13 protein-coding genes are annotated in these 10,916 nt (G+C 62.1%); 4 read left to right on the top strand and 9 right to left on the bottom strand.

What is annotated here, in order from left to right:
- Window positions 1-203 precede the first annotated feature (203 nt).
- From G3N99_RS26355 to G3N99_RS26325, 7 genes are all read right to left on the bottom strand, one after another.
- The gene (locus G3N99_RS26355) at window positions 204-365 is read right to left on the bottom strand and encodes a hypothetical protein (protein WP_206123856.1); all 162 of its coding nucleotides are present in this window, start codon (window positions 363-365) and stop codon (window positions 204-206) included.
- 244 nt (window positions 366-609) lie between these two features.
- Window positions 610-1,362 (bottom strand): immunity 52 family protein, encoded by a 753-nt coding sequence (locus tag G3N99_RS26350; protein WP_241011859.1) that lies wholly within the window; start codon window positions 1,360-1,362, stop codon window positions 610-612.
- Window positions 1,350-1,718 carry a Tox-REase-5 domain-containing protein gene (locus tag G3N99_RS42595; protein WP_346778501.1) on the bottom strand — a complete coding sequence of 123 codons (369 nt, stop codon included), beginning with the start codon at window positions 1,716-1,718 and terminating at the stop codon, window positions 1,350-1,352. The genes G3N99_RS26350 and G3N99_RS42595 overlap by 13 nt, the downstream gene beginning before the upstream one ends.
- 106 nt (window positions 1,719-1,824) lie before the next feature.
- The gene (locus G3N99_RS26340) at window positions 1,825-2,292 is read right to left on the bottom strand and encodes a hypothetical protein (RefSeq protein WP_174981803.1); all 468 of its coding nucleotides are present in this window, start codon (window positions 2,290-2,292) and stop codon (window positions 1,825-1,827) included.
- Window positions 2,285-2,788 carry a DUF4123 domain-containing protein gene (locus G3N99_RS26335; protein ID WP_206123854.1) on the bottom strand — a complete coding sequence of 168 codons (504 nt, stop codon included), beginning with the start codon at window positions 2,786-2,788 and terminating at the stop codon, window positions 2,285-2,287. The genes G3N99_RS26340 and G3N99_RS26335 overlap by 8 nt, the downstream gene beginning before the upstream one ends.
- 3 nt (window positions 2,789-2,791) lie before the next feature.
- A complete protein-coding gene (locus G3N99_RS26330; protein ID WP_206123853.1) occupies window positions 2,792-3,205 on the bottom strand; it encodes a PAAR domain-containing protein in 414 nt (137 codons plus the stop codon).
- A gap of 90 nt (window positions 3,206-3,295) precedes the next feature.
- Window positions 3,296-3,766, bottom strand: a complete 471-nt coding sequence (locus G3N99_RS26325) for a hypothetical protein (RefSeq protein WP_206123852.1) — start codon at window positions 3,764-3,766, stop codon at window positions 3,296-3,298.
- Between the two features lie 82 nt (window positions 3,767-3,848).
- Between G3N99_RS26325 and G3N99_RS26320 the strand changes: the two genes are divergently transcribed.
- From G3N99_RS26320 to G3N99_RS26310, 3 genes are read left to right on the top strand one after another with little or no spacing between them, the layout of a single operon-like run.
- Window positions 3,849-4,421: a hypothetical protein gene (locus tag G3N99_RS26320; protein WP_206123851.1), complete on the top strand. Its 573-nt coding sequence runs from the start codon at window positions 3,849-3,851 to the stop codon at window positions 4,419-4,421.
- Window positions 4,422-4,466: 45 nt separating this feature from the next.
- Complete coding sequence (locus tag G3N99_RS26315; RefSeq protein WP_206123850.1) at window positions 4,467-5,588, top strand: hypothetical protein; 1,122 nt, start codon at window positions 4,467-4,469, stop codon at window positions 5,586-5,588.
- A gap of 37 nt (window positions 5,589-5,625) precedes the next feature.
- Window positions 5,626-5,847, top strand: a complete 222-nt coding sequence (locus G3N99_RS26310) for a hypothetical protein (protein WP_206123849.1) — start codon at window positions 5,626-5,628, stop codon at window positions 5,845-5,847.
- A gap of 201 nt (window positions 5,848-6,048) precedes the next feature.
- On the opposite strand, the gene G3N99_RS26305 is transcribed toward G3N99_RS26310, so the two are convergent.
- Window positions 6,049-6,969, bottom strand: a complete 921-nt coding sequence (locus G3N99_RS26305; protein WP_206123848.1) for a bestrophin family ion channel — start codon at window positions 6,967-6,969, stop codon at window positions 6,049-6,051.
- A 12-nt stretch (window positions 6,970-6,981) separates the two neighbouring features.
- Window positions 6,982-9,306 carry an FdhF/YdeP family oxidoreductase gene (locus G3N99_RS26300; RefSeq protein WP_206123847.1) on the bottom strand — a complete coding sequence of 775 codons (2,325 nt, stop codon included), beginning with the start codon at window positions 9,304-9,306 and terminating at the stop codon, window positions 6,982-6,984.
- 155 nt (window positions 9,307-9,461) lie between these two features.
- Between G3N99_RS26300 and G3N99_RS26295 the strand changes: the two genes are divergently transcribed.
- Window positions 9,462-10,883 carry a PLP-dependent aminotransferase family protein gene (locus G3N99_RS26295; RefSeq protein WP_206123846.1) on the top strand — a complete coding sequence of 474 codons (1,422 nt, stop codon included), beginning with the start codon at window positions 9,462-9,464 and terminating at the stop codon, window positions 10,881-10,883.
- Window positions 10,884-10,916 lie beyond the last annotated feature (33 nt).

The following is a 10,916-nucleotide window of genomic DNA, read 5'->3' as shown; positions in this document are numbered from 1 at the left end:
CGCGGCTGGAGCGGGCCAGCAACGCGGCGGCCCGTGTGCTGCTGCGGCGCGTGACCGAAGTCGACAGCGACGACGGCCGCGCGTTGCTGCGCGGTGCGGTGTTGTTGAGAACGATCGCGGAGACGGCGGCCGCGCACGATGGTTTTCTGCGCGGCCGCCAGGATTGATGGAGCGTTCGACGTGCGTGCGCGGCGGGTTGTGCGTCAGCTGAGCCGATAAGCCTTGCCCGGCGTCACTTCCGCCGGCAGCGGCTCGCGGTTCAGTTCGAGCAGCGTGCGCTCGATCTGCCGCGTGAATACGTTGAATTTGGCTGCAGCCGCCCGTTTCGGCCAGAATCCGTCGTACCGGAGAATGGTTTCGATCAATCAACTAAGCAATCTGCTGCAGCGACTCACCCTTGCGCCAGTGCTCTCACATTAACGCCTTCTGGGGCGCTGTATAGTCGATCCGCCGTCTCTGTTTCATGGCGACGCTCCTTGCTGCTATGCAGCTTCAAGTGTGTTGCATTGACGGGTTGAATCCGAAGTCGGCTGCCGCCCTTTGTCCCGAAAATTGCCGCACGCGATCAGATTTGACTGCGACTGTCAGGTCGCGTCTCGACTTATACACTTACAGGTCAGCGAATCCGGGCAGAAGGTCCTGGTCGACGAGCCGAATCTCGATACGGTTGGCGACCTCGACGTGTTCGGAGTTGTCCACTGAAAAAACAGCATCCGGGACGCTCACAATGATCGTCCCGGTCTGCTTCCGGCCGGCTTCGGGAAGGGGAATCAATTCGCGTGCTTCCGGGACTTGCTGAGTTGTGAGGACCTTCGGGAGATACAGCATCCAGCCAACGCCCGGCTTGTCATCAAACACCTGCCGGGGAAAATACTCTCGTGGCGAAACAGAGACATACATCGGGTCATAAACCGAGACCATCGCGGACACTATCTTAGCCACGCCCTCATAGCTGCGCTCGTCTGCCGAAACTGCACTCTGCGCCGATAGCGCAATTTCTATCTCGCTGGGCCGCCTCTTCGCATCGATGGCTAACTTCAGCCTAGCGCTGTTGGCCGCGTCCATCTGACCATTCCAGAAGCCAAATACTTTAGGAAGGTCCATCTTTTTTTCGTACCGTTGCGCCAAGACTGCCAAAACGGCTGTCGAAGGTATACCGGGCGCTTCATACATGGGATACAGACGGGCTTCTTCCTCGGTATCTGCCTTCAGCCACCACTGCCCCAGACGTTCGTCCTCGCGTGACATTGCTTCAACCACTGGCCATAGACGGACGAGATGAGCCGCAAAATCGCCAAGCTGGGCGAAATCGGCAGGGCTACGAAATTGCGTAACTATTTCCATGTTTGTCAGGGCACCCATTCTGAATCGACTTGAAGACGCTTAAGCGGCATTCTCATGTAGTTCCAAGTCCGCTCCGTCTGAAAATACCATTTCAACCTCGCAGGAGGATGATCGTCCACGACCGCGGCCTGACCAGCAGCCTGCTCCTCCATGTCATCAAAGGTCTTGGTGTACGGTACATCGCTCTTGTTCAAGAACTGATCGTACTTTGCCTTCGCTTCTATCAACAAACAGCTTTCCGGTCGAAAGCCGTCGAAGTCGCGCTGCCAGACCCACTCCATGCTCCAGGCCTCGTCAACGCTATAGGGGAGCCCCGTAATTCGCCCTTGATATTCTCGGGAGTTGGCACTCATGCTCCAGTTGCGGCGTTGCATGCTTCCTGCTTCGGGTGGGCACTTCTTGCAGCTTTCTCCTGTACGCGGTATAGCACGGACGGCAGGCTCTGCCTTACTTGCGTCCTTCGATGTGTCTCCCGACAGACTAGCCGTCCCGGCCACTGCGGCCCCGCCCAATAAGGCGGTTCCAGCGCGAGCCAAGACTGGTCCAAGTTCCACTATCGCCGCTTCGATCGCCGGCACCACCAATCCCGCCATGCTCAACTCCTCCCTTGTCGTCCTGATGTTCGATGCGCCATTTCATGACGCGTAGGTAATCGTGAAAACGTTCGTCGGCCGAGCGCCCGGGCCGAGTCAGCCATGCGCGCGTGGCCGGCCTATCGTAAAACTTCGGAGCGTATGCCTCGATTCGAAGAAACGCTGCGACGTTCTCGTCGGATTGAATGCCGAGCTTTCGAGCAGCGATGTATGCGCTCCAAAGGCGGGTGGGTAGGGTGCCGTCGTCGGCTAACTTTGGGTCCGCTTTGACGAGATCCAGACGGGTGCATTCGACATATCCGCGTGCATCGATCTCGGCAAGTCCGGCAACCTGTTCGCTCGTCAGCTCAAGCATGCGGGTGTACTCCCTTCAGTTTTCCGTTTGTTTCGACGAGCCAGTTGAATGTCGGGACGAAGAATTGCATGCGCTGCGTGAATTCCATCAGCGACGCCATATCGGTCATGATGCGAGCATCGTAGAAGCGAAGGAGGGCCGTGCTTCCGTCCGGCAAGCGTACGTCAAGGCGGCTGCGCAGCTCGTCAGCGAGCGATTCGATCGGATACGCGCTGATCAGCCAGGACACGCCGGTGGAGCTGCTGGCCATCGTGGAAAGCGTTCGTCGGATATCAGCGGCCGCGCGCTCGTAGGCAAAAAGCCAAGGTCCGGCGTCGGCAAGTGACGCGTCCTGCGTACCGTCGAATACGGCCGTGGCCGACTGAGATCGTTGAGGGGTGGACCCATTGGCCGCATTGGCATAAAGCAGGCCGTCGACAAGCGCATAAAGATGCACCTTCATGGTCAACTGCTGTTGCCGCTTGAAGAAGAAAGCTTCGATCGAGTTTTCGGTCATGTGCTACCCGCGCGCGATCATCGTCGCGGCATTCTCGGCCGCAGTTTTCAGACATTCGAGACAGAGCGTCGGTGATGGAGCGAGCGCTGCAGCAGTCGCAGCGACAGCGGCACTTGCGCCGTCAGTCGTCGCTGTGCCAGATCCGACGTCATCGAACGTCGCCGACGACTGCGATGCGATCAGCGTCGCTCCGCACGCGGTTTTCATGCCCTCGATGGCGGTTTCTCGCCCGTCGAACGTGTGCGAGTATTGCCGCCCAGTCGGCAGGATCGGAAAGACGCCTTTGCACTGCGGGCAAAGCACCTTGTGCCCGACGCCGGCAATGGGTTTTCCATTAATGGTCGCGGTCGCGCTGCCCTCCAGCACGCGGCCGCCATGCGTCGTCGTGTCGCCGACGCAAATCATGGCTCGGGCCATATGTTCTCTCGTAGGTGTGGTTTTCGTATGAATTTACCATTTCTGAGAGAAGGGCTGATTGTTGGCTATCTCGCAGTCGGTCAACTATTGTCAATCGACGCGAGCACCCTCAAGCATGCGGCGAAGCTGGTCGAGCGCGAACGAGTCGGGATAGCCGTTCTTCTTCAATTCCAGCTCGGCGGCGCAGACCATCTTCTCCAATAGCCGCAATGTCCGGCGGACATGCACGACGTCCAGTACGAAGCACTGTTCGAGCGTTAGCGCACGATTTTTCTTGTAGTTGATCGCGCTCCACGCGTCGCGCAATTCCTCCCAGGTCAGGCGTTGGAATTCTGGCAACTTCGTCGCCTTGTCGGAGCCGGGATCTGGTTCGCCGGGGACGTCGTGGAGCCTGCACTTCATGGCTTCGCGAGCACGCCACTCGTCGGAGAGTGGAGCAACGGATGCGCGCGGATTGCCCATGCGTCCGGCCCGCATGATCTCCTTGTCGATCTTGTTTGACAGGCGGCGCAGCGGGGCTGCGTATTGCAGCTCGTCGGCACGATCGAGGTACGCGATCATTCTCGTGGCATTGCCGGTTAGGGTGCTTCCCCAGTCGCATGCTAGTGTGGGGCCGGTACGTGTTCTTCTAAGGAATAGAGGCGTGGCAGTCGATCCTATAAAGCTTGCAGTTGCGCGAACGGCCCACCGTTTGGCGGACGGTTACTATGCCTTCCTGGTAGCTCACTACGTTGCCGTCAATCCGCTATCGATCAATTCACTGCCGCCTGCAAAGACTTTAGGTGGAAGCCAGACTGGGGAAATCAATCGGAAAGACGGTACGCACCACACTCTCGACCTGCGGTTCTATCTCGATTTGCTTCGCGAGGATCACGACCTCCAAGGGAACTTCCTTCGCACTTGGGCAACGGGAGCGTTATTGATGCTGGGGGACGAACTTGGCGCGTATGGATACTTTGACCAAGCGCCGATCCTTGAACTGGTCTATCACCTGCGCAATGGCTTGGCACACGGCAACCAGTTTAATATCACCGACGGCGGTAAGAAACGGTTGGAGAAGCACCCGGCCCACAATCGCAATGCGGCCGTAAAAAGCCCGCTCGGGACCGTGTATGAAATTATGCCTGTGCTGGGCGGGCCGGTTCTGTTTGATTTCCTTGGTGCGGCAGACGTGATCGATATACTGCAGTCGGTCGAAGTGCACCTTTCGCAATAGAGATGCATCGGAACATCTGTCGGCTGTGAGGTTAGGTGGTGAACAATGGTTTTCGAAACCTTCAACCATCTTAGAGGCGATTCGCGACTTGACCTGAATGAATGGGTCAACGCGGAGCATGCCAGATTCCTGAAGCAAGGGGGGATCGAGCAAACGCCCCAGAACGTAGGCTACTGCCCTGAATGGCTACTCCGACAGTCGTTTGTATGCCCCAACGGCCACACCTTCGTCCCGGACTGGCTTGCCAAGCGTCCGCCATTGATGCCCTTCATATCGGAAGGCAAGCTTTTTCGCCCGGGTACGGGGCAGGTGGCGTGTCCGAGTTGTGCGACTCGTTTTGAGGTGGGACTTCCAAGTGTCCCTAGGAGAGGTGATGTTTTACTCTACGGCGATGAAGCCATGCGTGACATCGTTACCCTTGGCTGCGACAACCGCTACTGCGTGACCTATACGCTTATTTCGAGGCCACGGCTCGCTAGCGATGATCAGGAATTGCTGGCCACTTATCGAGCATTGAAGAAAGTTCGCATTGGCGCGGATACCGTCGTCCATTGCAAAACGCTCTTTCACGACGATCGCAGACGAGTGGGGAGGCTGCCGTCAGAGCAAGTATCCGCGTTTCTGGGTGAGGTGGCGGACCTCCTCGCAAGCTGGGCTGACAGGATAGTCATCTTGAACTGTGCAGGTGTGGTCGTCAGGCCGCAGACGTTTAGAAAAAAAGAGCAAGCCGCTTGCAAAGCTCGGGTGTTCGGGCCGCTTGTCCAGTTCGCCATCGAGGAGATGACCAAGCAGGGTCTCTGTCCGCATTTCTACTTCGAGCGGACCGACGATGACGGTTGGGCTAAGCACTTGTTCGCGGGCGGCAGGCTCACGCTTATGTGGCCCTTCATCACCAACACGCTGCCCGTGAAGTCGCCCGAGTTCGTGCTGCCGACCGCCAGCGAGTATTTGGAGTTTGCGGATATCGTCAGCTTTGCCGTGGCGGACAACATTGCTCGGCGAGCCAACGAACGAGAGGGAAGCGGCGCACTTGCTCGCCCGAGGATCGACCTCGCTCGATTCGGCACCGTTCACTATCAGGGGTTTATGGAGAACGGCGACGCCATCTCCAAGAGCAGCATTGGCTACCCTTGGCAGGACTTCTATCGCGGAACCGCTTGGGCTTAAATGGGCTAGCTGAATCGAATTTCGAAGGCACGATTAAATGGACTGCAACGCATTCAAGACGCTGGTAATGGACGCCATTGCCTCGCACGACGGCGACTTGAGCTGGTACCAACTTGATCGGCTACTTGTTTGGGTAAATCCAGAAATGTCGACATCATTGATGCCAGCTCTCGCTGAACTTGAGAAAGAGGGCAAAATCTTCCGCGTCGAAGATGCGAACTCATCCCAGCCGCGTTATACCCGCTCCCCTGGTGTCTAAAGCTAGTCAAGACCAATGCCACGAGCGGGAGCGGTCGCACCTGAATCTCAGCGTAGGTCTTGGTGTAGCTTTTCGGGTGAAGCCTTGTCAAATAAGGCACTGGTACTGCTGCATCATCAGCGTGTGCTACGCAGGACGTGGCCGTGGGGCAATCGGTGCAGACGGCGTCACGGGTGCAGCTGCCGGGTTGAGTCGACTGGATCAACTAAGCCGATAAGCCTTGCCCGGCGTCACTTCCGCCGGCAGCGGCTCGCGGTTCAGTTCGAGCAGTGTGCGCTCGATCTGCCGCGTCATCGCATCGAGGGCGAGATGGTTCGGCCCGTCGCCGAACGGTTCGGCGATTGCATGCGCGATCGCGTCGAGCGCGATCAGCGTATAGGCGACGAACACGGTGACGAACGGCGTCGCCGCGCCGATCGAATCGACGAGACCGAACGGCAGCAGCACGCAGTACGCGTAGATGGTCCGGTGCAGCAGCACGTCGTACGAGAACGGGATCGGCGTCGACGCGATCCGTTCGCAGCCGCTCACCATCGATACGAGATCGTCGAGGCGCGCGTCGAGCATCCACAGCCGCGTGTCGGAGAGGTGGCCCGCATCGGCGCGTGCGGCGAACGCTTCGCGCAGTTCGTGCACGATGACGACCGGGCGGAATCGCGAAGCGGCGACGCGTGCGTAGGCGGTGCCGTCGAGCAGCCCGCGCAGGTCCGCGGCCGGATCGGTGCCGCGCAGTTGATGCTTGAGCGCATAGACGTACGCGACGACCGTCCGCACGAACGCACGCCGCGATGCATCGTCACGATCGATCGCACCGTAGCTGAGCGCTTGCGACACCAGCGTGCGCGTGGCGGTCAGCACGCCGCCCCACAGTTGCCGCCCCTCGCGGTAGCGCTCGTAGCTCGCGTTGTTGCGAAACCCCGCGAAGATCGCGAGCGTGAGGCCGATCAGCGTGAACGGCGTCGGGTTCAGCGGCACCTTCTCGCCGAGCACGCGGCCGCCGCCCCATACCGCGACGAGGCTGATCGCGAGCGTCAGCACGAGCTGCGGCAGGATGGTCGGCAGCACCGAGCCGTTCCAGACGAGCAGCATCCGCAGCCAGTGCTCGCGCGGACGAACGATCATCGCGGCGCTCCGTCAGGCGGCGATCGACGCCGGCGCGGCCGCGCGATGCAGCAGCACCGGGATCGACTTCGACGTCGGCGTGTTGCACACGTCGCCAACGCTGTCGAGCGGCACGAGCGGGTTCGTTTCCGGGTAGTACGCGCCGATGCAGCCGCGCGGGATGTCGTACTCGACGAGCAGGAAGCCGTCCGCGCGACGCTCGATGCCGTCGTGCCACACGGTTTCCATGTCGACCCATTCGCCGGCCTTCAGGCCGAGCATCGCGAGGTCGTCACGGTTGGCGAACACCACGCGGCGCTGGCCGAACACGCCGCGATAGCGGTCGTCGAGCCCGTAGACGGTCGTGTTGTACTGGTCGTGCGAGCGCGTCGTCATCAGCGTCATCAGGCGTTCGCCGTGCAGCGCGCGGGCACGCTGGATCGGCGTGTCGGCCGGCAGTGCGTGCGCGATGAAGTTCGCCTTGCCCGTCGGCGTGAGCCATTCGCGGTCGCGCGACGCCACGCGCAGGTGGAAGCCGCCCGGCCGCGCGATGCGCGTGTTGTAGTCGTAGAAGCCGTCGAGCGTCGCTTCGATCGCATCGCGGATCTTCGCGTAGTCGTCCTTGTAGGCCAGCCAGTCGATCTTGCCGTTGCCGAACAGCGCATGGCCCATGTGCGCGACGATCGCGGGCTCCGACATCAGGTTCGGCGACGCCGGCTTGTTCATCCCGTACGACACGTGAACCATGCTCATCGAATCCTCGACCGTCACGCCTTGCGCGACGTTGTCCTGCAGGTCGATTTCGGTGCGGCCGAGCGTCGGCAGGATCAGCGCGTCGCGGCCGTGGATCAGGTGGCTGCGGTTCAGCTTCGTCGTGATGTGTACGGAAAGGTCGCAGCGGCGCATGCCTTCCCACGTGCGCGGCGTGTCGGGCGTCGCCATCGCGAAGTTGCCGCCGAGGCCGATCAGCACCTTCACGTGGCCTTCGAGCATCCCTTCGATCGTCTCGACGACGTCGTAGCCGTGGTGGCGCGGCGGTTCGAAGTCGAACACGTGGCCGAGCCGGTCGAGGAACGCCTGCGACGGCTTTTCCTCGATGCCGACCGTGCGGTTGCCCTGCACGTTCGAGTGGCCGCGCACCGGGCACAGGCCCGCGCCCGGGCGGCCGATATTGCCGCGCATCAGCATCAGGTTCGTCAGCATCTGCACGGTCGCGACCGAATGCTTGTGCTGCGTGATGCCCATGCCCCACGTCGCGATCACGCGCTCGCTGCGCGCATAGAGTTGAGCGAGGCTGTCGATCTGTTCGTACGGCACACCGCTTTCGGCCGTCAGCGCGGACCAGCTTTCGTTGCGCAGGTCGTCGGCGAACGCGTCGAAGCCGGCCGTGTGCTCGCCGATGAACGCGGTGTCGAGCACGCGCGGCGCACCGGCGGTGCGCGCGGCGTCGTCGAGTTCGAGCACGCGCTTCGCCATCCCCTTGATCAGCGCGAAATCGCCGCCGATCGTCGGCTGGATGAACGTCGACGCGATCTTCGTGCCCGACATCGTCAGCATTTCGATCGGGCTTTGCGGATCGGCGAAGCGCTCGAGGCCGCGTTCCTTCAGCGGGTTGATCGACACGATCGTCGCGCCGCGCTTTGCGCACTCGCGCAGCTCGCCCATCATCCGCGGGTGGTTGGTGGCCGGGTTCTGGCCGAAGATCAGCAGCGTGTCCGCATGTTCGAAATCGTCGAGCGTGACCGTGCCCTTGCCGACGCCGACCGATGCCGGCAGCCCGCGGCTCGTCGCCTCGTGGCACATGTTCGAGCAGTCGGGGAAGTTGTTCGTGCCGTACAGCCGCACGAGCAGCTGGTACAGGAACGCCGCTTCGTTGCTGGCGCGCCCGGACGTGTAGAACGCGGCCTGGTTCGGGTCGGGCAGTGCGCGCAGGTGGCGCGCGATCAGCTCGAACGCGTCGTCCCATGCGATCGGCACGTAGCGGTCGGTCTGCGCGTCGTACACCATCGGGTCGGTGAGCCGGCCGTGCTGCTCGAGTTCGAAGTCCGACTGTTCGAGCAGCTCGGTCACGGTGTGCGCGGCGAAGAATTCGGGCGTCACGCGCTTGCTCGTCGCTTCGGCGGCCACGGCCTTCACGCCGTTTTCGCAGAATTCGAACGTCGATGCGTGCTGGCGGTCGGGCCACGCGCAGCCCGGGCAGTCGAAGCCGTCCGGCTGGTTCTGGCGCAGCAGCGTACGGTAGTTGCCGCCGGCGACCTTTTCCTTGATCAGGTTGATCGTGACGGCTTTCAGCGCGCCCCAGCCGGCGGCCGGGTGGGTGTACGGTTCGATGCGCGCGGTGGCGGATTTCTTTTTCATGATGCAGCGGGTGTCGGGGTCGATGGGTGCAGAGTACGCGCGGCCCCCGTCCGGCTGTGTGTACACCTGTTCGCTTCAAAAAAGAGTACAGTTGCGGCCATTCAGGCAGTGCGGATCGCAACTGTGTTGTTGAAGGGAAGTTGAAAGGAAGGCGCATGAAGCGTTACGAACAACTGGCCGACGATCTCCAGGCGCAGATCGAGCGTGGCGTGTACCGGCCCGGCGAGCGGATTCCGTCGGTGCGGCAGGCGAGCCGGCAGCAGCAGCTCAGCGTCACGACCGTGCTGCGCGCATACCTCGTGCTGGAAAGCCGCGGCCTGATCGAAAGCCGGCCGCAATCGGGCTATTTCGTCCGCGCGCGCGCGTCGGCGCCGGCCGAGGCCGAGCTGCACATGTCGGCGCCGGCCGCCGAGCCGTCGGCCGTGGACGTGAGCCGGCTGGTGCTGTCGACGCTGCGCTCGATCTCGCGCGACGACGCGGTGCCGCTCGGCTCGCCGTATCCCGATGCGTCGCAGTTTCCGGTGCAGCGTCTCGCACGCTATGCGCAGACGATCGGCCGCCGCCGCACGCGCTGGGGCGTGATCGACGATCTGCCGCCCGGCAACCAGGAGCTGATCCGGCAGATCGCGCGGCGCTATGCGGAGCGCGGGATCGCGGTCGAGCCCGGCGAGATCGTGGTGACGATCGGTGCGACCGAGGCGATCAACCTGTGTTTGCAGGCCGTCGCGAAACCGGGCGACACGATCGCCGTGGAGTCGCCGACCTTCTACGCGATGCTGCACGCGATCGAGCGGATGGGCATGCGCGCGCTGGAAGTCGCGACGCATCCGGTCGACGGCATCGATCTCGATGCGCTCGAACGGATCCTCGAACGCGAGCGCATCGCCGCGTGCATGGTGATGCCGAATTACCAGAATCCGCTCGGTTTCCAGATGCCCGACACGCGCAAGCGCGCGCTCGTCGAATTGCTGGCGAAGCACGGCGTGCCGGCGATCGAGAGCGACGTCTATCACGAGCTGCACTTCGGCGACACGACACCGAGCGCGCTGAAGTCGTTCGACCGCGACGGGCTCGTGCTGCATTGCGCGTCGTTCACGAAGAGCCTGTCGCCGCGCTACCGGATCGGCTGGGCGATGCCGGGCCGCTACCGCGACCAGGTCGAGAAGCTCAAATTCCTGAACACGCTCGCGACGCCCGCGATCGAGCAGCTCGCGATCGCCGAGTACCTGAAATTCGACGGCTACGATTTCCACCTGCGACGCATGCGCAAGCAGTACGCGCAGCAGGCGAGCCTGATGAGCGCGATGGTGCGGCGCTTCTTCCCGGAAGGCACGCGGCTGTCGCAGCCGCAGGGCGGGTACGTGCTGTGGGTCGAGCTGCCGCCGCAGGTCGATGCGATGAAGCTGTATGCGGTGGCGCTCGCTCAAGGGATCACGGTCGGCCCCGGGCACATGTTCTCGGCGAGCACCGATTACCGGCATTTCATCCGGCTCAACTACAGCTATCCGTGGTCGCGGCAGATCGAGGATGCGTTGAAGGTGCTCGGGCGGCTCGCGTCGGAGTGCGCGGCGCGGTGAGTGCAGGGGGCCGCGCGGCGAGCGGCGGCCGAT

The organism is Burkholderia sp. Ac-20392 (assembly GCF_017104585.1).
Lineage (GTDB): Bacteria > Pseudomonadota > Gammaproteobacteria > Burkholderiales > Burkholderiaceae > Burkholderia > Burkholderia lata.
The sequence above is the reverse complement of the archived record's forward strand: the minus strand, read 5'-3'. Positions and strand labels throughout refer to the sequence as shown.